The sequence below is a fragment of the Novosphingobium pentaromativorans US6-1 genome, assembly GCF_000767465.1.
Taxonomy (GTDB): Bacteria; Pseudomonadota; Alphaproteobacteria; order Sphingomonadales; family Sphingomonadaceae; genus Novosphingobium; species Novosphingobium pentaromativorans.
This window is the reverse complement of record NZ_CP009291.1, coordinates 3148669-3170082: the sequence shown is the minus strand read 5'-3', so window position 1 is coordinate 3170082 and position 21414 is coordinate 3148669. Positions and strand designations below refer to the sequence as shown.

Annotated in this window: 18 protein-coding genes; 10 read left to right on the top strand and 8 right to left on the bottom strand. The window is 59.6% G+C overall.

Going from position 1 to position 21414, the window contains the following annotated elements; all coding sequences use genetic code 11:
* Positions 1–111: 111 nt before the first annotated feature.
* Positions 112–270: a hypothetical protein gene (locus JI59_RS27390; RefSeq protein ID WP_203226066.1), complete on the top strand. Its 159-nt coding sequence runs from the start codon at positions 112–114 to the stop codon at positions 268–270.
* Between the two features lie 340 nt (positions 271–610).
* Here JI59_RS27390 and JI59_RS14750 read toward each other — a convergent pair whose 3' ends face one another.
* From JI59_RS14750 to JI59_RS25670, 4 genes are all read right to left on the bottom strand, one after another.
* The gene (locus JI59_RS14750) at positions 611–1375 is read right to left on the bottom strand and encodes a LytR/AlgR family response regulator transcription factor (protein ID WP_007011894.1); all 765 of its coding nucleotides are present in this window, start codon (positions 1373–1375) and stop codon (positions 611–613) included.
* On the bottom strand, positions 1372–1764 hold the full coding sequence (locus JI59_RS14745; RefSeq protein WP_138921293.1) for a cupin domain-containing protein: 393 nt from the start codon (positions 1762–1764) through the stop codon (positions 1372–1374). Before JI59_RS14745 ends, JI59_RS14750 begins: the two co-directional genes overlap by 4 nt.
* Positions 1761–2831: a LytS family sensor histidine kinase gene (locus tag JI59_RS14740; protein ID WP_007011896.1), complete on the bottom strand. Its 1071-nt coding sequence runs from the start codon at positions 2829–2831 to the stop codon at positions 1761–1763. The genes JI59_RS14745 and JI59_RS14740 overlap by 4 nt, the downstream gene beginning before the upstream one ends.
* A gap of 65 nt (positions 2832–2896) precedes the next feature.
* A complete protein-coding gene (locus JI59_RS25670; RefSeq protein ID WP_053226573.1) occupies positions 2897–3994 on the bottom strand; it encodes a sensor histidine kinase in 1098 nt (365 codons plus the stop codon).
* A 320-nt stretch (positions 3995–4314) separates the two neighbouring features.
* Between JI59_RS25670 and JI59_RS14730 the strand changes: the two genes are divergently transcribed.
* The 5 genes from JI59_RS14730 (at position 4315) to JI59_RS26210 (ending at position 11625) form a co-directional block, all read left to right on the top strand.
* Positions 4315–6633, top strand: a complete 2319-nt coding sequence (locus JI59_RS14730) for a TonB-dependent receptor (protein ID WP_160289736.1) — start codon at positions 4315–4317, stop codon at positions 6631–6633.
* Positions 6634–6779: 146 nt separating this feature from the next.
* A complete protein-coding gene (locus tag JI59_RS14725) occupies positions 6780–7841 on the top strand; it encodes a HupA family protein (protein WP_007011899.1) in 1062 nt (353 codons plus the stop codon).
* 335 nt (positions 7842–8176) lie between these two features.
* Positions 8177–9145 carry a transferrin-binding protein-like solute binding protein gene (locus JI59_RS14720; protein WP_138921294.1) on the top strand — a complete coding sequence of 323 codons (969 nt, stop codon included), beginning with the start codon at positions 8177–8179 and terminating at the stop codon, positions 9143–9145.
* A 21-nt stretch (positions 9146–9166) separates the two neighbouring features.
* Positions 9167–10516, top strand: coding sequence for a surface lipoprotein assembly modifier (locus tag JI59_RS14715; protein WP_081473929.1), 1350 nt, complete (start codon positions 9167–9169; stop codon positions 10514–10516).
* Positions 10517–10941: 425 nt separating this feature from the next.
* A complete protein-coding gene (locus JI59_RS26210; protein ID WP_081473930.1) occupies positions 10942–11625 on the top strand; it encodes a thermonuclease family protein in 684 nt (227 codons plus the stop codon).
* A gap of 339 nt (positions 11626–11964) precedes the next feature.
* On the opposite strand, the gene JI59_RS14705 is transcribed toward JI59_RS26210, so the two are convergent.
* Entirely contained in the window at positions 11965–12786 is an 822-nt protein-coding gene (locus JI59_RS14705; RefSeq protein WP_007011906.1) for a hypothetical protein, read from the bottom strand.
* A gap of 119 nt (positions 12787–12905) precedes the next feature.
* Here JI59_RS14705 and JI59_RS14700 point away from each other — a divergent pair, with 119 nt between their 5' ends.
* Positions 12906–14819: a DUF7380 domain-containing protein gene (locus JI59_RS14700; protein ID WP_007011907.1), complete on the top strand. Its 1914-nt coding sequence runs from the start codon at positions 12906–12908 to the stop codon at positions 14817–14819.
* Between the two features lie 27 nt (positions 14820–14846).
* On the opposite strand, the gene JI59_RS14695 is transcribed toward JI59_RS14700, so the two are convergent.
* Positions 14847–15821 (bottom strand): DUF4238 domain-containing protein, encoded by a 975-nt coding sequence (locus JI59_RS14695; protein WP_007011908.1) that lies wholly within the window; start codon positions 15819–15821, stop codon positions 14847–14849.
* A 1138-nt stretch (positions 15822–16959) separates the two neighbouring features.
* Here JI59_RS14695 and JI59_RS14685 point away from each other — a divergent pair.
* From JI59_RS14685 to JI59_RS14675, 3 genes are read left to right on the top strand one after another with little or no spacing between them, the layout of a single operon-like run.
* The gene (locus JI59_RS14685; protein WP_007011909.1) at positions 16960–17703 is read left to right on the top strand and encodes a hypothetical protein; all 744 of its coding nucleotides are present in this window, start codon (positions 16960–16962) and stop codon (positions 17701–17703) included.
* A 22-nt stretch (positions 17704–17725) separates the two neighbouring features.
* On the top strand, positions 17726–18883 hold the full coding sequence (locus JI59_RS14680; protein WP_239000568.1) for a M48 family metallopeptidase: 1158 nt from the start codon (positions 17726–17728) through the stop codon (positions 18881–18883).
* A gap of 9 nt (positions 18884–18892) precedes the next feature.
* On the top strand, positions 18893–19498 hold the full coding sequence (locus JI59_RS14675; protein WP_038576255.1) for a hypothetical protein: 606 nt from the start codon (positions 18893–18895) through the stop codon (positions 19496–19498).
* A gap of 120 nt (positions 19499–19618) precedes the next feature.
* Here the strand turns inward: JI59_RS14675 and JI59_RS14670 are convergent, their stop codons facing one another.
* Both JI59_RS14670 and JI59_RS27105 read right to left on the bottom strand, forming a co-directional pair.
* Complete coding sequence (locus JI59_RS14670) at positions 19619–20989, bottom strand: IS1380 family transposase (RefSeq protein WP_007015846.1); 1371 nt, start codon at positions 20987–20989, stop codon at positions 19619–19621.
* Between the two features lie 77 nt (positions 20990–21066).
* Positions 21067–21204: a hypothetical protein gene (locus tag JI59_RS27105; RefSeq protein ID WP_160289735.1), complete on the bottom strand. Its 138-nt coding sequence runs from the start codon at positions 21202–21204 to the stop codon at positions 21067–21069.
* Positions 21205–21414 lie beyond the last annotated feature (210 nt).

Genomic DNA, 21414 nt, shown 5'->3' with positions numbered 1-21414 from the left:
GTTCTCCATAAACGAATTGTGGTCAGAACCGGTTGGAGGTGGCCGCCTTCAACCGGTTCACCACTGGTTACGTAAGTTGACCCCACTGTCAATGGGTGTTACGTAATTGCCATGGCCGAGGAACAGTTGTCCGTCCGCTTCGAGATGCGTGCTACGCACAGTTGGATCGACCGCCTTGATGATTGGCGGGGAAAGCAAAAGCCAATTCCCTCCCGGGCAGAAGCAATTCGCAGTCTGGTCGATAAGGCATTGAGTGCTGACAAGCCTTAAGTATGGGCATCTCGCGCTTAGCTATGGTCACGCACCGGAAGTGGCTTTGCTGCGCCTCTTTCAAGTTGGCCGCCCTGCTCCTAGGGGTATCCGCTGTATTGCACTGGTCCTAGAGTTTTATATGCGGCGCAGAGTGATCGAAACCACCATTGAGCCAATTTCAGGCTTGGGAACGACAGCTCATGCGGACGTTCCGGTTAGTCCGTTTTCAGTAGCGAAGGTTGGGATAGCGGACGTTCCGCGGAGCGAGCCGGCGCGTCGGCTTCGCGCCCCTATCTCGGTCATTTGAGCCTAGTTTTGAAGGCGCCAAAAGCGGTCGTTCAATTCATAACGGGAGCGATTACATCATCTTGAAAATGTTACGATTCGCATCACTAACAGGGAGGCGCTCGGGACGATCCTTCAACTGGATCTGCATGCTCCCGTCAAGGCCGCGGCTTACTTTGCTGATTGCTCGAATATTGACGATCGTCGATCGATGGATGGGAATGAAGACGTCAGGATCAAGTTCGTTGCGCAACTGCTTGAGCGAGGTTCGAATGATCGCATCGCCGGTGGCTGTGGCAACGGTCGTGTACTTTGTGTCGGCCTGAAAAAAACAGATGTCGTCCACAAAGATCAGCTCTATTTCGTTTCCTACCGACGCCTTGATCCATTGGAGGAATTTCCTTGGTGCGGAAATGCGCGATATTTCGTCAAGGACGAACTCGAGCGAGGCGGGACTTTCCGTATCGACCCGTGTGCGGACCCGCTCCACTGCCTGAGCGAGACGGGCCAGGTCATAAGGCTTCATGAGGTAATCGACTGCGCCCTGCTCAAAGGCAGCCACGGCGTATTCGTCGTATGCGGTCGCGAAGACGACATGACAGTGGCCGTCGATTTGTCGGGCTACATCAATTCCGGTCAATCCTGGCATCTGGATATCGAGAAACACGACGTCAGGTTTGAACCGTTCCACCAATGAAAGCGCCTTGATCCCGTCGCCGGCGGCACCGACGATCTTGAGCGTGGGCCATAATTGTTTGAGGTGGCAGATCAGCTCCTCTCGCAGGACGTCTTCGTCCTCCGCTACGACTGCGGTATGGCGATGTCTGCGATCGTTCATGATTTCCGCGGCCGCTTGAATTCGACGATCAGCGAGCGAACACCCCTGCCGGATATATTCTCGGTTTCATGTCTGCCCGCCTCGCTCCAGAAGACGTCGCCTTCCTTGTTCACAGCCACAAAGGTCTTTCCATTCTCTGTGACGCGAACCCGTGCCGGGGTTAGCAGGATCGTGAGGTGGCGTGGATGGGAGTGCACGCCGGTTCCGCATACCCCCATGCCAGGCAGCGCGGCGTAACGGATCACGCGAACCTCGTCGTTCTCGAAAACAACTTGATAACTGCGTGGCTGCACCTTCGTCGCGTCTTGCGCGGATAGGGCAAGCGAAAAGGTGGCAATTGCTGCCACCGCGAATATCCGCAAGCTTCTCATTCTCGGAAAATTGGTCATCGTTGGATCTCCCCTACTGCGTCCTGCCAATGTGACGAGTGCTCAGACGGCAACAAAATCTGCAGACAAACGAACGGCGGTTCGGTCGAGCATTCCGACGGCGGTTCCCGCAGCCATGACAACCGTCCACCCATGGCATGAAGTGCCGCACGCGCCCGGCGCTCGATCGTGTCGGGAAATACCTGTCCCCAGTTGCACCCGTCACCATCGATCAGGATTTGCGTCTCGCGTTGCTGGCGCCCCACGCGCAGCCTAAATTGCTCGCCTGCGGGCATGAAGCTCGTGAACGCATCCAGCAGTGAAGTAAGAACAAGCGGCGGGAACGGGATTGTGGCGGTTTCGATTCCCGGTTGCAGTTCAAGCGCGCAACATGGACGTTCAAGGGCGCGGCATAGGTCTGCATGATTGGCAATCAGGTCAAGTGCGGCAGCGAGGCTGGAAGTACGCTTCGGCATGGCGGACTGGACCGAACGCAGGAACCTGACCAACTTGTCGAGCAGCCATTCCGCGCGATTTGGGTCTTCGACGTAGCGACGCGAAAGCTCGGCCATCGAGGCGAGCAGCAGCTCCGGCTGGATCAGGCGGCTTCGGTCATCGGCGATCGCTCGATTGATGCGCGCATCAGTTGCCAATCGCGCACGTTCTAGGTCTCGCGACTGCGTATGCCGCCTTATCGATCGCAGAAACAGAAAGAGAGCGCCGATATAGGCTCCGCCGTAAACGACGAAGACCCAAAGCGCGAATGCGGCCTGCTGCGAGAACTCAGGGACAAAGGTGAGCATGGCACCGATGCCGGTTTGGGGCATCAGCCGGAATGCCAGCCGCGTGACTGCCAGATGCAGCGCGGTCGCCGACAGGATTGTCAGCGCCGCCGCAAACCAGCCCTTCCAGCTGTGAAACCGGGCCTCGATCTCGACTGTCAGTATCGAAATCAGAATTCCGCCAAGCGCGTATGACACGCCGACCTGGGAAAACAGCTGCGCGAATTCGACAGGTTCAAGGGTTCTTGTTGGTTGAGTGAGGCTCTCGCTCGTCGTCACGACCGTGGCCCAGAGCAATCCGCTCAACGCAGCCCTGGAATAGCCGAAGTGGGCCTGGGATCGCTTGGCGGCCGCAAGGGAGGGTTGGAGGGTCACTCCAGCTGCCCCACGGGAAGACGGATCGTGGCACGAACTCCATTGGGCCGGTTGGCGGTCAGCGAGAGCGACGCGGACGAACCGTAGCGCAAGGCCAGTTGTTCACGGATATTAGCCAATCCTTGACCTGCGCCATGATCCATCGAGAACCCCACTCCCGTATCGGAAACAGTGACTCCGAGCAGGCCTCCCTCAACCCTGCCGGATACCGCAATGACACCGCCATCTGGCGATGGCGCGATTCCGTGCTTGATGGCATTTTCCAGCAAAGTGGCGAGACCGTAACGGGGAAAATCGACATCATGCAGAGCCGTTGGCACGTCAATTGACCAGCGGAGCAGCCCTCCCATGCGGATGGAACAGACGTCCAGATAGGCGGACCCGATCAGGATTTCGTCGCCGAGCAACGTCGATATTCCGGATCTCCGGTCCAGACTGCCGCGCAGGAATTCGATGAAGCGCGATAGAAGCATCCTGCCTTTTTCGGGTTGCGACCTTTGTAGCCTTCGAATCGTGGCAAACGTGTTGAACAGGAAATGCGGCTCTATCTGGCGCTGCAAGGCATCCATTCTCAAGCGGGCAAATAGACGCTCGGCCTTGACTCGACCAATCTCCGTCTCGTGATTGAGAGCGGCGATGGATTCGCTCTGACGCCAAAGGTAGAGGATGGCACAACCCGCACCAGCCGCGATGGCCCAGCGGATGGTGCGTCCGATTACGGCAGGCAATTCATTGCGGTCGCCTTGCGGGTCGATCTCGATTAGCAGCATCTCGGAAACGAATGCGCCGCAGACAATGGCGGCAAACGCAATGAGCAGGCTGGGATTGGATTTCCGCCACGCGAACGCCTCGGCAGCGCTCAGGGCAAAAGCGATGCCGATAGCTACGAAAAGCCGGTCTCGAAATATCAGAATCCAGCCAGCGAAGATTTCGTCGTTGGCAAAATATTTCCAGATAAACGGTTGCGCAAGGAACTGCGTCGACATGACAGACGCGACGATTACAGCACCCGTCAGATTGATCGGCACCCGGTGCCGAAAGAACCGGACGGCGGAATGACGGGAGAGATCTGCGCGCCCGTGATACACTGCCATGGTCGCTGTCCTCTTCGGCCCGCTTCCTGCGCCTTTCCTCGCTGGAGAACGATCCAGCAAACCCCGCGGATCGGCGGGACTATGACGCAAAGTCTGCGCCTTGATTTCGGCTTTGACAAGAGCGCCAGATGGCTGCCTTTGGCGCAAATTTCCGCGATTTGCGGCCTTTATCCGCCCTGGCCTGTGTTCAGTATCGAAATACGGCCACTTGTCACTTTGTTGGGATTAGTAATGGCGTAAGATGCTAATGCACGAATGCCGCGATGCGCCGTTCGCCGGTACATCGTTCGCGTACATGGCTTCGGTGTGGGAGAGGGGCGATGCGATGCGGAACTGACCAGGGTGCGCGGCGTCGCCGCTGCGGCCAGGGGCCAGCGGCGGTAACTCTGTTGCTTCTGCTTGGCATCCCCGAGCTGGCCCAGGCCGAAGAGCCGGCAACATCGTCCGGGCTCGGCGATATCATCGTAACTGCCCGCAAGCGTGACGAAGTCCTGCAACAGGTGCCTGCCGCAGTGTCTGTGGTCGGCAGCGCCCAGATCGCGCGCCACGACATAAAAAACGCGGCGGATTTGACCGCTATCGTACCGAATCTCCTGACTCCGATGAACGCGGTGGCGTTCAACGCGCCGGCTTTCTTCATCCGCGGTGTTGGCCAGGGCGATCATAACTGGAACACGGAGAACGGTGTCGCCGTCTTCATCGACGATGTTTATGTCCAGTCGACTTCCGGGGCATGGGTCGACATGCTCGATTTCGATCGCGTCGAAGTTTTGCGCGGACCGCAGGGCACGCTTTATGGCCGCAATTCGACGAGCGGCGCGATCAAGTTCGTGCCTCGCCAACCCGATGTCGAATCCGTCCATGGCTATGCCGAGGCGGTCATTGGCAACCGTAGCCGTATCGACCTGAAGGCCGGGATAAACCTGCCGGTCGGCAATGGCATGGGCGCGATCAAACTCGACACTTTTCGCACCGCAAATGACGGCTATCTTACGCGTGTCGACTTCGCCAATCAGCCACTCGATGACGAACTGGGGCGCCGCGAACATTACGGCGCGCGTGTCGCGACGCTTTTGAGGCCATCCGACCAGCTGGAGCTGGAACTGAGCGGTGACATCAACCGGCAGGGCAACGGGATGAACATCGTTACGCCCATCGTCCCTGCCGATCCCGATGGCCAGACCGATCTGGCGCAGCTTCTCTCAAAGCGCGGCACGGTGAAATTCGTCCCGCTCTATGGTCCGAACCGGGCAGCACTCGAGCCGCTGACCATCGGCGGTGCTTCCCGTCAGACGGGCGGCGGCGTGGTGTTCAAGGCGACACTGGATTCAGATATCGGACGGTTTCGTTCGATTACGGCCTGGCGCGGTTACAAGGACCGCTTTGTCAGCCAGCTTGGCGGACGGGGGCTTCCATCGACCCTTTTTGGTGTGACGCTCTACGGCAACGTGGATTCGCATGAGAAAGTTCGCCAGTTCACACAGGAGTTTCAGCTTACCGGCGAATTCAGTTCACAGGTCGATTACACCATTGGCGCCTATTTCTTTCACAACCGCTGGATCGAATCCGAATATGGCGCGACCAATGGAATACCGGCCAATCTTTCGCCTTTCGTGATGCCGGGCCAGACGCAGTCCTTTGGCGGATCTTACAACGACATCGACCAGACGACGAACAGCTGGGCGCTCTTTGCCAACCTCGACTGGCATTTGGACGAACGGCTGACCCTTTCAGTCGGCGGCCGCCAGACATGGGATCGCAAGCGCCTGTCCTTCGAGACATTATTCGAAGACTATGCCAGCGATTATCCCGGTTTTCCGGTCCATACGAGCAAGGCCTGGAACCGGTTTACCCCGCGTGTCGGCATCGATTGGCGGCCGCTTGATGATTTGCTCGTCTACGCAAGCTTCGCGAAGGGGTACAAGGTCGGAAACGTAGAGGGTGCGCGTTCCAGCATTGCTACCACGGCGCAGCACTGGCTGGCCCCCGAACTCGCCACGACATGGGAACTGGGGGTCAAGGCCGACTGGTTCGAACATCGTTTGCGAACGAACATAACTGCCTTCACCAGCTACAACACCGGTCGCACCGATCTCATCTCGCCCGACCTCGTAGCTTCTTCGAATATTCGGTCCAAAGGACTCGAGGCGGAACTGACCTTTGCACCGATCGAGCAGTTCCAGCTGTTCGCCAATATCGGCTTGCTCGAAGCGCATTATCGCAAGGCCTCTGCCAATCACCCGATATTTTCGCCCGATCCCACCGGATATGCGCCGGGATATGATGCTCAGCCAGTGATGACGCCCAAATACACGATCAGTGCTGGAGCGATTTACGTCCTCGCGTTGCCGGACGACCAGAAACTAACCGCAGAAGGCTCGATCCGCGCCGTGGGTAAGCACTTTCATGCCCTGGGCATCAACAACTTCGATTCCGAGGTCATCCGAGCTTATTCCGTAACCGACGCCAGCCTGACCTGGACGGTCGCATCGGGCAAGTACCGGGTCACCGCGGGCGCGCACAACCTGTTCGACAAGACTTATTACTATTCCGGCTTTTTCGGATCGATCCCCGAATTCGCCGGACGCTACTATGCGGATGGCCGGAGCTGGTATTTAAGGATCAGATATTCGATCTGACCGCGCTCCCCGCGCACCCCGTTCATCGTCACAAGAAGCCGTTCGTCGTCCTATGGGCGAGCCTGTCGCATTGCCCGCCATGATGCCGGCCGAGGGTCTATCGAGGCAGGCAGGAGGAAGACTCCGGCGGCAAGGAGGCCCAGGTCATGATGGAAGATTTCCTTCCTCGCGCGAGCGACATTCGCCGATGCTTGCGGGTGGGCAGTGTCCTTGGCATTCTTGGACTGGCCCTCGCTGGCTGCGGCGGTGACGGCGGCGTCAACAGCGCCAATACCACACCGGGTCCGATAGCTACACCCGCTCCGCCTCCCACACCATCATTTACCGGGACCCCGGTCGGATTCGTCGAAATTTCTGGGAAATATCAGGTTGATGGAACTGAGACCTTGAAAGCTGATGGTCCATACGATCTGTCCGAAAATATCCTGGCAATCGAGGTCGAGGAGGCAACCAACACCTATACTGTCACTGTTGAAGGAAACTATATTACCGAGGTCTTTGACCCGGAGGCGAATGTCGGCCCTGCACAACCAACCGACGAACCCGGCAATTTTCTCTATTATCGCAAGGAGGCCGGTACCGGAGTGAAGAGCCTGGAAGTGCTGAGACAAGATCCGGGTAACGACCGGTTGCAACTTCAATATCTGAGTTACGGCCTTTGGACGGCTGTTGACCCTCACGCCCCTGAAGAGCCCCGCAATGTCTCGGCATATTCATTCGTGTTTGGCCAATCGACCGAGAAGGCGAACCTGCCTGCCACGGGAACGGCGATCTATAACGGTATTGTCGACGGTTATTACGGAACTTACCGGTTGCTCGGAAGTACCGGCACGCTCACCGCGGATTTCGGGGAATGGACCGTATCTACCGAACTTTCGCTGCGCACAGAGGGTCTGCGTATCGCAAACGATCCCGCGCTTGCGACAGGAGCCGGTTTCGAGATCGGTACTCTAAGCGGCACCGGCGATATGGGCTGTCCGATCAGCTGCGGCGTCGACGACTATGGCGCCGATGACAACGCCTATTGGGGATCGCTCTCCGGAACACTGGAAGGCAATTCGGTTTCCGGCTCGTTCGACGGATTGTTCTTTGGTCCAGGCGCGGAAGAAACGGGATTCAGCTTCGAGGTTAACACCTATCCCTATGACCCGGCATCAGGGTCTTCACCTGGGCCGAGCGCCGCCGGCGTCTTCGTAGGCAAGCAATAGGTCCAAATCGCTCACAGATTGCATTCATCGAACGAATGGCTCTTCCATCGCAAGGTAGCGCCATCCATCGCACCCTCCCCCCTCCGTTCAGAACTTTGGTACCAGGGAAGGTGGTTCAATCCAGTTCTATTGGAGTCACCGCGATGTCGAGGATTTCGCCAGTTTCACATCGTAGCATCAGACAGCAATTGCACGCATGCGGATTGCTGCTGGCTTCGTCCCTTGTGCTCGCAGGTTGCGGAGGCGGGGGCGGCTTGGCCAGCGTTAGCTCCGCACCCGGTCCGATTGCGCCCTCGTCAGGGGAGGTCACGGCCGATCCGCAGGCGGCTAAGGAATTGATCGTCGGCGATGCCCTTGCTCCTACGCCCGCACTGACCAGTGGAGGCTACGACACGATCGCTCTGGTAATCGAAGAAGACACCCCCCCTTCGTTTCTCGCACCTGGCTCGCTTACGGTTGCGGTCGACAGCACGACGAACACCTACTCGTTCACTTTCGATCCTGTCGCCGTGCCCGAGCTATCCGCCAAGTCGTTTGATGATCCAGATGGGCAGATCGACTTCCAGGTCGACGACGAAGCCTACGGCCATGAATACGTAGCGACGTTTAGTGAGGACGGCGTACTCGTCAGTGTCGAAGGCGAAGGACGAAGCGCCTCCCTGTACAGCCATATTTTCGACGAAGCGATGTTCACCACATCTGTCGGCCAAAGCTATGTTTCGCTGGGCCAATGGAGCTGGCCCCATACCGTCACTGACGCAAACGGAGTGCTGTGGACCGGCGATTGGGTGGGTGGGAGCCTACTTTACGTCTATGGAGATCGCACGGCACCAGGAGATATTCCCACTTTGGGCACTGCCACTTACCGGGTTGCGTCTGCCACCGACATTTTAGCGACTGTGCCAATAAATACAGCAGGAGGCATAAAGGACTTCGGCAACCCAGGCCCTTTCAATCTCGACATAGCGATGACTGCTGACTTTGGAGCGCAATCAATTGCGGCCGCAGTAGAATACGATATCCTTTCCGATGACGTCGAAGCTTATCACTACGATCTTTCGGGACACGCACCAATCTCCGAACTCGGCGATTTCGATATTGCGCTGAGCGGATCACGGCTTGCTGGTTCATTTTCTGAAGGGATGTTCGCGTCTGGGTCCGAGCTTGCGACAGCTTCGCCGGACGGCCAGTTGGTCGGAGCCTTCTTCGGTCCCAACGCCGATCAGATTGGCGGAACGATGGCGATTCCGGGATCTCGCGACTACAACATGATTGGCGTGGCCTTCGTCGCGACACAGCCTTGAGCGGTTTTGAGGGCCATTGACATGGTCCGTATGTTTGGCCCGGTTCTGGTCTATGCGGCAACACTGGCGGCCCCGGCAACGTCGGCAGCCGCACATGATGGCAATTCGAACGGTCCTGAACTTCGGGAGACCAGGCTCGAACACCTTTCTGCCGACGATGTGCTGGCGCTGGCCGGAAAACTGATCGACGCGGGCCGGTACGAGGAAGCGCAAGTCTTGCTGGACCGGCTGGCGGCGGACGGTGCGGGAGGCGTCGAGCGCGCCTTTCTTGATGGAATGCTGGCACTTGCGCGCAAGGATTACCCGCAGGCTGAACGATTGCTCCGCAAGATACTCGAAGGCGACCCCAGCCTGGTTCGGGTGAGGCTTGAACTTGCCCGGACCCTCTTTCTCGCAAAGAAGGACGAGCAGGCCGACTACCAGTTCCGCCTCGCCATCGCCGAGCACCCGCCCGAGACGGTGATTGCCAATATCGCCCGCTTCCGCGAAGCAATCCGTGCGCGGCGGGCTTGGCGCTTCAATGTCAACATCGGGATCGCGCCGGACACCAACATCAACTCGGCCACCAACAAGGAGCAGGTCGATATCTTCGGCTTGCCATTCAAGCTTGACGACAATGCGAGGGCGCGTTCGGGGATCGGCATGGTCGCAGGTGGTGATGCATCGGTGCGTCTGTGGCGCTTCAGCAAGGTACCGGTCTATCTCGGCGCCTATGGCCGTGTCCTTCGCTACAAGGACCATGACTTCGACGACATCTATGTCGGCGGGGAGGCTGGCCCCGAGTTTCGCCTTTCGGGCGGGCGTCTCAGAGCCACGGCCACTGCTTTCCAGCGCTGGTACGGAGGCAAGGACCTCGTCACCAGTCTTGGCGGCAGGCTCAATTACGACAAGGTGATCGGCGGCAAGTTGGGTATTGATGCCAGCCTTGCCTTTCGCCGCGACAACTATGCCCGGCGCCGCGATCTGGATGCTTGGGCTATCGAGGCGACCCTCTCCGCCAACAGGGCGATATCACTATCTGCGATAGGCTTCGCCTATACCACTGTCCGGCGCAGCATTGCTCACGAGCCGGGCTATTCGAACTGGAACGCGAGGATTGGCGGCGGCGTGCTCAAGGAGATCGGCTGGGGCCTGCGCCCGCAACTGGGCATCGAGGTCGGCCGACAGATCAACGACGAGAGGCTCGGGGTCTTCGGCAGGACGCGCCGCGACTGGTCGCTGCAGGCCAGCGCCAGCATCTACAAGCGCGACTGGAACATTGCCGGCTTCGCCCCATCCGTCAAAGTCACATGGAGCCGCACCTACTCCACCATTGCCTTCTATGACCAGAAGCGCCTGCGCACAGAGTTCGGGCTCACCAAGGCATTCTGAAATCAACGGCAGCTTTCCCGACTTCTCTTCCCGTAACCGGACATTCCGCTTTCGGCCCGTGCAAACATTGGAGCGCAGACGACCAACGTCCGCTCCCCCCGACAAACCGGGCCATTCGGGCCCCAATGACGGCCCTGATTCCGGCCGTTCGTTGTCGTCTCGGCGCCAAATGAACGGACGGCCAGTTTCGAAGAGCTGATTTGGACGGCTGAACGGCAGCTCTGTCGGCGGCTCTTGCCGCATCTTTGGCAGCGATCAAGGCGGCAGCATTCGACCCACTTATGGTCATTCAGCAGTCAAATTTGCACTTCCAGTTGCCGCTGGTCTGCTTTTCCACTCTGGATGCCCAAGACTGGACGTCATTGCCGTTAACCGAATGACTAGGCATGATGCCATGATATTGCCTCTCCTGTGAGCAAAATAAGATGTGGCGTCTACTTCCGGTATTGTTTTTTCTGCTACCCACCGGGGCCAATGCTCAGACGATCGTAGGCACGGCTAAAGTTATCGATGGCGACACGATAGACATTGGCGGCCAGCGCGTTCGACTACACGGCATCGATGCTGTAGAAGCCCAGCAAAGCTGCAATCGGAATGGTGAACGCTGGAATTGCGGGCAAGATGCCACGGCTCTCCTTTCCAGCTTGGCCAACGGAAAGCCAGTAAAATGCAAACAACGGGCTATCGACAGCTACGACCGAATTGTTGCAATTTGTGAGGTAGGATGGTCGGATCTCGGGGAGGCAATGATTGACGCGGGGCTCGCTGTTGCCCTGCCGCAGTTCAGTCGCGCATATCTGGAGAATGAGGCCCTCGCCAAGCGGAGGCGAACCGGAATTTGGGGTTCGGAATTCGATGTACCAGCTGACTATCGTGCTGCGCATCCGACTGACTATCGCCCGCCAGAGCGCCCCAAGGTGAACCCGCAGGGTACCCCGCAGCGGCCGTTCGTACAAAGCAACCGTTCAAGTGGTGTCTACTATCGGAATTGTGCTGCAGCATGGGCAGCAGGCGCTGCGCCGATTTATCGCGGTCAACCTGGATATCGTCCTGAGATGGACGGTGACGGGGATGGAATCGCCTGTGAACCGTACCGTGGTCGTCGATGACGCTAGACCAAAAGTCGACCCATCGCAGCCATTCCGCAGCCGCCTTTAAAGCCTCAAGTGCAGGCTGGCAGCTATTTATTCCTGAACGCGCAAAGAGTGACCGACAGGCGAATGTCCGGTTCGGAGCCGCGTTGTGAGAAGGCTTTCGATCGTGCGGCGTCGGCTGCCGACCAGAGTGGCCGTTCGCAGCTCCTTAGAGGAATGTCCGATCCCGATAATAGCTGCCGATCACCCGGATTAAAGCCAGCGGTCGGCAGATGCGTGGGACCCGCAAAACCGTGATCCAGCTTAAAGATTCGCCAAGCGAAATGCGCCGCTCCGCCGCACCGGCGCGCAGCATCATCCTGCGACACAGAGCCAGCCTTCGGGCGTGCTTTCATACACCTGGCCATAGCCGGTGCCGAGGCCGACGCCGTGCTGGTTGAAGCAGCGGGCGCAGATATTGGCACAGCAGGGACCGATATCGCCATCGACCATGAACCGCAGCAGCGCGAACGGATGCTCGCAAACATCGCAGGCGTCGAGATCGCCCATCCAATAGGAGACCTCTTCCTGCGCAGGCGCATCCGCGATCAGTTCGGCCAGCCGCCGCTCGGCCAGCGGCATGTCGTTGTTGATGAAGGCCTGGATCGTCTGCGCGAACCCCTGATCGATCCGCTTGAAGGGCGCGACGATCTGGTGGACCTCGTCGACATGGGCGTCGATCAGATGGTTGATCGAGCGGATCTCGCCCTTGACCGGCACGATGATCGAGCTCTGCACGCGGACGCGCTCGGGGCCGGCGTCGGTCTCGCGGAATACCGAATAGCGCAGCCCGAGATCGGTCATGATGTCGCGGTTCATCGTCCGGTTCTCGCCGAAATGGCAGGCGAGGAAATAGGAGAAGTCGTCGCCGTTGAAATGCTGCGCGATCACCTTGGCGAAATCGGGCTTGGTGCCGTCCCATTCGGGCAGGCCGATGAACCGCTCGGTCTCGCCGTCATGGACAATGTCGAGGCGGAAGGTCGGCACATAGCCGGGAAAGCCGAATGCCGAACTGGCGATCGCGCGCAAGATGTCCTCGGGGCTATAGGCGATCAGCTCGATCGTCGCCGAACCCGGCTTGCGCTCAGCCGGCGACGCGGCCGCAGTTCGCAGGAACGACTTCGCGGTGCGCGACATCGATGTGGCCTAGTCACCCACTTGGATCAAGATAAGGCAATCGGCCTGCGCCATTCTCCTGCGACCCCACTATTGCTATCTATGGCTAGAGATTGGGACAAAGACTTGGGGCATCCCAGATGAGTGACGACAATGCAGCTCTCGGCGCAGATGACGAGGACACTGGGCAGCCCGCTGAACCGCAGCCGCTCTATGAAGAGGTGACGATTGACGACTTCGCGTCGGTCGATCTGAATGCGCTTACCGGTAGCATGGCCCGCCTAGATCGGCATTCGCTGGTCGATCTGTTCTGGTCGAAGGTCAAGGACGCGACCGATTGTGGCGACGTGCGGGCCGAACGCGTCTACCGCCTTGTCTCGGCGCTAGTAGGTCTGCATCTTCGGGTCGAGAGCGAAGGCGATCCGTTCGGTTTGCAGTGGCAGAACGGAACGCGGCGAACGGCGATCCCGCACGATTTCCGGGGCAATCAGAGTGAAGTCCTCGCCGATCTCGCGCCCGGCATCCTCCATCCGACGCTGCGCGCACGCTTTGCGGACGTCGCCTATGAGACAGGCGTGCGCCGGGCCGGGCGCACGGCGGTCGACGCCTATTGCGAAGTCGCGCGCCGTATTGCCGATGGCAGCGCCGCGCTGGAGTTTCCCGACATCGGCACGCGGGCGATGGACTGCGTGAAGCCGATTGAACGCAGCTTCATGATCAATGCCCGTATCGCCAAGCGGGGAACACTGGTCGAGCCGATCGCCGAAACCTTGCGCCTCGCTTTCGACAACGCGGTTGCCGAACGCGCCTATTTCCCGCTCGCCCAGCTTGGGCGGCGCGTCCTCCAGCACAAGCTGATCCCCGCCGAGGAAGTCGCCGAAACCGCCGCCAGCCTCGCGTCCACCGCCCCGCCGGAAGACTATGACATGGCGGTCAAGGAGTGCTGGAACCTTGCGGCCGATGCCTATGACCGCGCGGGCGACGAGGATGCCAGCCGCAACGCCGCGATCAAATCGATCGAACGGACGCTCGCCATGGCCGATACCGTGCCATCGAGTTCTGCAAAGGCGCATTGGGTCAAGCAGGCGCTGCGCGAATTCCGAGCGCGGGGCGATGCCAAGGATCGCGTCGAAGAAATGCGCCGCCGCCTGCGCGAGTTGCAGGACAAGGCGCTCGACGAATTCTCAGGCATTCCCTTCAAGCTCGACGGGATCGAAGAGGTCCGCGACCAGACATACGCGCAGTTCAAGGCGCTGGGCCTGACCGACGCGCTGCGATCGATGGCGGGTTTCTCCAAGCCCGACGATGTCGAAAAGCTGAAGGCACTGGTGCTCCAGCAGGCCAAGGACTTCCCGCTCTCGAACCTATTCGCGACCAGCTACGCCGACCATGAGGGCCGCGAAGTGGCGCGCGGGCCGTCACTCGACTTCGACGATCAGCCGAGCGAAGCGTGGTACAAGGAACACGCCATCCGTCACATGTCGATCGTGCGGCGCTTCCGGGTTCACGGCAATATCGAGCCCGCTCGCCAGGCGGTGCTGGAGCGGTTTTCGATCAACGAACAGCATATGCTGCCGATCGTACAGATGAGCAGCTTCATCCCTGCCGGACACCATCCCATCTTCTCGGTGGGCTTCGCGCGACTGTGGCAGGGCGACTATGCGACAGCCGGGCACCTGCTCTTGCCGCAGATCGAGAATTCATTGCGCCATATCCTCCAGATGTCGGGACGGGACTCGGCGAAGATGGAGGAAGACGGTATCGAAGGGGACCGGCCGCTCAATATCCTGCTGGGATATTGCCGCGCAGACCTAGAAGCGATCCTCGGCATCGACATGGTGTGGGAGCTCGATGCGCTGCTGAATTTCAGGCCCGGCCCTGCGCTTCGACACGAGTTGGCGCACGGCAAGCTGGGCTGGAATGCCTTCTTCTCCGACGAGGCGATCTCGGCGTGCTGGCTGGTCTATCTGCTGACGGTCTCGCCGCTGCTGCGATATTGGGACAGCCACGTGGCGCCTGCGATCGCCGCGATGACGCCCATCGGCGAGATTTGATCCTTTCGGCAATTCAGCCGCACAATATCAGGATGGGGCGGCCGGGCGCTCGCGGACACGCCGCCAAACCTCGCTCTGGGAAAAGGGGCGGACGACCTTGCCGACGTCCGTGATCGAGAAATCTGCGGACGCATAAACCTGCCGCATCGCCGCCTGAAAGAGCGCGAAATTAACGGCAGCAACGATGCTTTCATCGACGACATTGGCGCCTCCGCCGTGCTCGAAACTGCCGATCACTGCGAGATCGTGGCTGATCGGGAAGATTAATGTGGTGTCGGTGCAGCCGAGCCCGACGCCATAAGGTCCGCGGTTCATCGTCTCGTCGTTCCACCGCAGCGAGAACGGACGATCCGAGGTGATGAACCCAGCCGAGCCCGGCGGCGCGATCAACAGCGTCCATTTTCGCTGCTCCAGCATTGGCAGGATCGATGGCCACAGCAGGATTTCCTGCTCGATCAGTGTCTCTTTCGTGGCATTCGCCACGATGCTGCCGCCCTCAACGGCGGCACGCGCTTGCTCATAGGGGATTGGGTCGGCACCAAGCTCCGGCCCCATGTGTCCTGTAACCGCGTCCCACCGCTCTGGCGTGGCGACCATATTGCGTATCATCATCGATCCGACCTGGCTGATGATTTGGTCGCGCTGATCGCGAAACGCGGGATTGGAAATCGCGATACGCGCGATCAGGACATGGACGAACGAAAAATCGTCACGGTCTTCGATCGACCGCGCCGCGATGATCCGTCGGAACGCCTGATCGCCGAGCGCTTCCAGGTCGGCAAGCTTGCTTTCTACGACGTTCGGATCTTGGCCCTCAATCTCAATGCGATTATAGTCGCGGCGTGCCGCGACATTGCGCGGTCGGGTCACGAAACCCTTTCGGTCCTTGAGGTCGAACACGGTCAGCTTGCCGTCTTTCGAACGCGGCTTCGCAAAACCCTTCAGATAATATTGCGGCACGAAATGATGATTGCGTGCGCCGCCATCGGCATCGTTTGTCATGCGCGCAGTGTATCCGAAACTTAGCTCGACAGGGCAGCAATTGCATAGCCAGCAGATGGGGGCTCGTCTCGATAATATCTTCGTGACGAACCGGTTCGCTGTTTGAGATGGCAGCTATCGCCTTGCCCCGTTCCGAAGGAAACGTTCCGGATCGTCCAGGGCCTGGGCATAGGAGAGAGACGGCTAACGGGATCCACAAATGACCGTTCTCGACGTAGGCGGACGTTCCAAGGAGCGGCGGCAGCCGGCAGCTTTGTCTCAGACCACGTCATGGCTGAAGGTCGGATTACTCGCGCTGGAAAGCCGGAGCCGAACGGCAAAGGTGGGCGCAGTTCGGGAATAGATAAGCTAAAGGGGGCTACGCTTATCGGGCTCATCTAACGGTGGCTTGAACCGCGGACGATGATCTCGCCCCCACTCATGCGCAAATATAACCCACATAAAGGTCAAACCCATCCAGAGGAATATATATCCAATAACTACGATTACGAACTTGATGGGCGTCCCTGCGGCACTCACCTCCCCCAATCGCCTTAGTTCGATTGGACCACTAATGAGGTTGATACCAAAAAATATTAGGCTGATCGTCCCGAAAATCAGTAAAGCCAGAAGTTTCCAGGGGCGGTTACGCAATCTCATGGCACATCCCGACTATGGTCATGCAAGATCTAAAGGTTAGGCCTTGCCAAAAGTTTAAACGAAATCGCCGCCGAGAATGTCGAAAGGCCGCTGCTTATCCTTCCCAACTGTTGGCAAACTTGGTCAGTAAGAGAATCCGGACGGTCCACTCCCTGACGCATCAAATCATCCTCTGATCGACCGAAATGGGCGCACTTCGGCCGCAGGCGCTATGTCAGCTTTGTCGAAGGATTTCGTACGCAAGCGCCCGAAATCCTTCGACAAACCGGACGTAGAGCGGTTTAAATCGGCTTCATGATTCCAGCCATTCGTTCATCAAGGCTGATCGGGCAACGAAGGACCGGTTTCAGATATCGTCTATGGCAAGCGCTACGACGGCAAAATCGGGGGCAGTCGGAAATCGCAGCAATCAGCGGGTGAACGAAATTTAACGGAAGAATGAAAGTCTTTTCTTATCGTCAGAAAATGCATACTGCGAGAGTATTCAATGAGGGGGTTCATGAAAACTGCAAATTGGATGCGCGCTGCAGCGCTCGCGGCGACAATGTGCGCAGCGGTGCCGTCGATGGCGCAGGAGAAGACGGGGAGCAAGGAAGGCTTTGCGCTGAAGCCCGGCACTGTCCGCATCGTTCTGATGCGGCCGGTTATCGATGTCGGTGCGCAGTCGACCGGCGGCATGTTCGAGCCGAACGCAGACTGGACGGCGCAGGCTCGCGAATATCTCACCACCGCGCTCGCCGCCGCGCAGTCGAAGCTCGGTAACGTCGTGGTCGAGTATTCCGACCAGGCAACGGGCGATGGCCCGCTGGTTACACAATACTCGCACTTGTTCAGCGCGGTCGCGAACTCGGTGATCGAGTACCAGTTCTTTCCCGGGAACCGGCTGCCCACCAAGAAGCACAGCAAGAGCTTCGACTGGGGCATGGGCAACGGCCTGTCGAGGCTGAAGTCGCTCGATGGCGCGGACTACGCGCTATTCATCACCACGCACGACGAATACGGATCGACCGGTCGCAAGGTGCTGCAGATCGTCGGGATGCTGGGCGGCGTGGGGGTAACCTCGGGCGTTCATGTCGGCCATGCCGGCCTCGTCGACTTGAAGACTGGCGAACTTGTCTGGCTCAACGCCGATCGTCAGATGGGCGGCGACGTGCGCACACCTGAAGGCGCGCAGAAGCGCGTCTCGCAGTTGCTTGAGGGCTTCCCGGGCAAGCCCGCTGACGTAGCAGTTGCAGGCAACTGAGATGCGTCGGAATCTGGCACTCTTGGCGGTCGCGCTACTGAGTCTCGCGGGGGCGTCAGGCCATGCCACCGACGCCGCACTCGCGCTCCCGCCCTACACGCCGGCCTACGAGCCGACGAGCGTGGATGAACGCGGCCTGTGGATGCAGGTCGACGAGATCGAACGCCAACTACGCGACAGCCCCTTGCGTATCCGCGACGGCAATCTCGAGAAGTATCTGCTCAGCGTATTGTGCCGGGTCGTTGGCCAAGACCGTTGCTCCGGCGTTCGTGTGTACGCCATCGAAGATCCAAGATTTAACGCATCCATGATGCCCAACGGCGCGATGCAGGTTCAATCTGGCCTGCTTCTGCGCGTGCGCAACGAAGGTGAGCTGGCAGCGGTGCTGGGGCACGAGTTCGCGCATTTTGAGCTGCGTCACAGCCTGAGCGGGTTCAAGAACCGCCGCGCCACAACCGATGTCATGGCATGGATGACCGTGCTGGGCGGCATCACGAACACGCCGACCGGCGATACACAACTGTCGCTAGCTGGCTCAATTTTTCGGTTCAGCCGTGATCAGGAAACAGCCGCCGACCTGCTGGGTCTCAAGTATCTGGCACAATCGGGTTACCCTGCGCATTCCGCTTCCGAGGTATGGCAATCGCTAATGGCTGAGCAGGATGCCACCGCACGTGGCAGGAAGCTCAAGGCGAAGCAAAGGTACAGCGCGGGGTTCTTTGACACGCACCCGACCTCGCTCAATCGCGCGGCCTACTTGTCTGAAGCGGCGGACAAACTGCCCGCTGGTGGCGATCCGCGAACGCAAGAACTGCAGGACGCCATTGCACCATATCTCCCAAGGTTTCTGGCTGCGCAGAACAAGCTGAACGACTTCGGCGGGGCGGATTACATCCTCTCGAACCTTGCAGCACGGTCCGGCTGGACCCCCGAACTGCAGTTCGCCCGTGGGGAATTGTATCGGGCGCGCGCCAATCCTCGCGATCTGCAACTCGCCAGCCAATTCTATCGGGAAGCAAAGGCCGCAGGTTATGCTGGACCGGAACTCGACAGGAACCTGGGCCTGGCCCTGATCCGCAATGGACAGGTCGATGAAGGCCGGGCAGCGCTCTCCGCCTATCTGGCTGCAGTTCCTGACGCGTCCGATGCGGCGATCATCAAAACCCTTTTGCCGAACTGAGGTATGTCCATGTCGCGCACCGCTCTCGCTGCCCTTGCACTTCTCGCGGCCGTATCATCGCCGTGCCTTGCGAACTCACTTATCGGCGCCGGCCCGCGATCCGGCATTGCCAAGTCCCGGATGTACGCCACGCCGACGGGCGAATGGAACAAGCTGAGCCTTCAGGAAGGCAAGAACGTAGAGGTCTGGACGCTTGATGGAGACGCGCTGAACAAGGTGACATTCTTTGGAGGCGTACCTGAGGGCCGGCCGCTTCTGCGTGAACGTGACAAGAAGAACCGCCCGCTTCCCAAGGTGACAGCGAACATGCTCGTCACAGATATTCCGACGTTGCTTGAAACGACATATCGCAGCCAGTTCGCTGTCAACCAGATGACCGTCGATACGCAGGTACCAGCGGTTCTCGACGGCCACAACGGCATTCGCTTCACCTACAGCTTCACCAAGGCCGACGACGAAGTGCGCCGGAAGGGAGAAGCGGTCGGCGCCATGATCAACGGACAGCTCTACCTTGTCTCTTACGAGGCACCGGCGATCTACTTCTTCGACAAGGATGTCGAGAGATTTAGCCCGTCCTATTCACCGGATCTCTATTTCCGTGAGCGCTGGTGCTGAGTTTGGGCTTGCAGAGTGAAGGGGGCGAGCCGGTTCGCTGCGTCTTTTTCACCGCGGGTGTTCGATAGGTTTGCGGGGTTGAAGGGCAGGATCGGCATCTCGGCGGCGCGGCCGCGTTGGCTATGTCGGTGCGAGCCTGACCCCGGCGGCGACGGCGCGGAACGTGCTGGCGTCAGGGCATGCTGAGGCGAAGGCGACGCGTATGCGCGTGGCGGTTTCGATGACGCGGGCGGCGACCTTTATGAGCCGCAGGCGCAAGGTCGCGAACTCTGCAGTGGCCAGCGACGCGGCTTTCGGGATGGTTTGTCGGATGCGCCACATCAGCCAGTAGGCGGCGGTGTGGAGGATGAGGCGCATCTGGTTGGCATTGGCCGAGCGGCACGAGGTGCGGTCGCTGGCAAGCTGGGTCTTGTGCATCTTGATGAGGTTCTCGGCCTGGCCGCGAGCACAGTAGAGCGTGTCGTAGATGTGCTCGGCGGAGCCGCCTGCCAGGGAGGTGACGACATACCGGATGTCCATGCCGAGCATGCTCGCCTCGATCCGGGCGGCGACGCGGCGCTGGCACTTCCAGCTTTTCGCGCCATAGTGGGTCTCTGCATAGTGGCGCAGGATTACCCGGCCTTCTTCGGCGCGCTTGACCGCACAGGCATCGGCGGCCGCGACGATTACCGGATCGGCGCGCAACGCAGCGTTGGTCGGCAGACCAAACACATAGTCGACGCCGGCCGCCTCGCAGAAGGCCATGACCTCGGGGCGGCCATAGTGCCCATCGCCGCGGATGGTGATGTGCGTTTCCGGCCAGTGTCGACGGATATGCCGGACGAGGCGGCGAATATGCCCTGCGGCCTCCGCGCCCGAAGGTGTCTTGCCGGTGCGCAGCAGCATCGCGACCGGCCGGCCGGTCGCAGTGTCGTAGACATGGATCGGCAGGAAGCAGCGCTCGCCGTGATGACCATTCCAGAACGACAGCTGCTGGTAGCCATGAACGACATCGCAGGTGTCATCAACATCCAACGTCACCGCCTTGGGCGGCTTGGGATAGCTGGCGCAGTAGATGCCAATCATGACCTGCATCATGTGCGCCAGTTCGCGCGTGGACGGCGCGTTTTCCCAGCGGCTCATGGTCGGTTGGCTGGCAAGGCCCGCGCCCGCCCCCGGCAGCTTGCCCAGCGCCAGGCGGAAGCCGGGATCATCGCGCAGAGCATCAAGGTCGTCGGCATCTTCGTAGCCGCAGCAGATCGCCAGGACCCGTGCCCGCAGGATGTCGTCCAGTGCATGGATCACCCGAGAGGGGGCGCGCGGATCGGCAATGCAGCCGGCGAGCTGTGCGCAAATCCGCATCTCGCGCTCCGCCTGCGCCAGTAGCAGAACTCCGCCGTCCGAGGTCAATCGGCCTCCGTCGAACGCCGCGCTCACTTTCTTGCGCCCGATGGCTGGAAACGAAAATCGGCGCGCGCTAACCTCGCTGCTGGCGGGTGTGGCTTGTGGCATTTTCTGTCCTGATTAGGAATGGTGTCGACAACCAATTTCCTACTTCAGAACAGTGCTTTACGCCACTTCCGCCAACCTCATATCGCGCTCCGGTGAATAACAACGGTTAGGGCTTTGGCTGCTTCAATAAAGCTGTGAATTGGATGACGGCAGGCTTGCACCAGCTTCGCCTTGAGTTCGGGGAGGCTCACGGCCCGCGCCAGAATTTCGGTCATTATACTACTGTTAGATTGTCTGTGCTGCGGAGCAGGGTGTCGCCTTGCGATCCCTCCATGGCCGGACGATGAGTAATGAACGAACGCCGACATGGACGAACCCGCTGCGCGGGAGGGTCGCGTGGGGCGGGCTAGCGCGATAATGTGAGGCTTTGCGGGGGGCGAGTTCGCCGTTGAGCCTGCAAGTTCCTTCAACCGAGAGGAACTTGC

What these genes read in the sequence shown, in the direction of transcription:
- JI59_RS27390 (WP_203226066.1), top strand. Translation starts at nt 112, where the DNA reads ATGGCCGAGGAACAGTTGTCCGTCCGCTTCGAGATGCGTGCTACGCAC.
- JI59_RS14750 (WP_007011894.1), bottom strand. Translation starts at nt 1,375, where the DNA reads ATGAACGATCGCAGACATCGCCATACCGCAGTCGTAGCGGAGGACGAA.
- JI59_RS14745 (WP_138921293.1), bottom strand. Translation starts at nt 1,764, where the DNA reads ATGACCAATTTTCCGAGAATGAGAAGCTTGCGGATATTCGCGGTGGCA.
- JI59_RS25670 (WP_053226573.1), bottom strand. Translation starts at nt 3,994, where the DNA reads ATGGCAGTGTATCACGGGCGCGCAGATCTCTCCCGTCATTCCGCCGTC.
- JI59_RS14730 (WP_160289736.1), top strand. Translation starts at nt 4,315, where the DNA reads ATGCGATGCGGAACTGACCAGGGTGCGCGGCGTCGCCGCTGCGGCCAG.
- JI59_RS14725 (WP_007011899.1), top strand. Translation starts at nt 6,780, where the DNA reads ATGATGGAAGATTTCCTTCCTCGCGCGAGCGACATTCGCCGATGCTTG.
- JI59_RS14715 (WP_081473929.1), top strand. Translation starts at nt 9,167, where the DNA reads ATGGTCCGTATGTTTGGCCCGGTTCTGGTCTATGCGGCAACACTGGCG.
- JI59_RS26210 (WP_081473930.1), top strand. Translation starts at nt 10,942, where the DNA reads ATGTGGCGTCTACTTCCGGTATTGTTTTTTCTGCTACCCACCGGGGCC.
- JI59_RS14705 (WP_007011906.1), bottom strand. Translation starts at nt 12,786, where the DNA reads ATGTCGCGCACCGCGAAGTCGTTCCTGCGAACTGCGGCCGCGTCGCCG.
- JI59_RS14700 (WP_007011907.1), top strand. Translation starts at nt 12,906, where the DNA reads ATGAGTGACGACAATGCAGCTCTCGGCGCAGATGACGAGGACACTGGG.
- JI59_RS14695 (WP_007011908.1), bottom strand. Translation starts at nt 15,821, where the DNA reads ATGACAAACGATGCCGATGGCGGCGCACGCAATCATCATTTCGTGCCG.
- JI59_RS14685 (WP_007011909.1), top strand. Translation starts at nt 16,960, where the DNA reads ATGAAAACTGCAAATTGGATGCGCGCTGCAGCGCTCGCGGCGACAATG.
- JI59_RS14675 (WP_038576255.1), top strand. Translation starts at nt 18,893, where the DNA reads ATGTCGCGCACCGCTCTCGCTGCCCTTGCACTTCTCGCGGCCGTATCA.
- JI59_RS14670 (WP_007015846.1), bottom strand. Translation starts at nt 20,989, where the DNA reads ATGCCACAAGCCACACCCGCCAGCAGCGAGGTTAGCGCGCGCCGATTT.
- JI59_RS27105 (WP_160289735.1), bottom strand. Translation starts at nt 21,204, where the DNA reads ATGACCGAAATTCTGGCGCGGGCCGTGAGCCTCCCCGAACTCAAGGCG.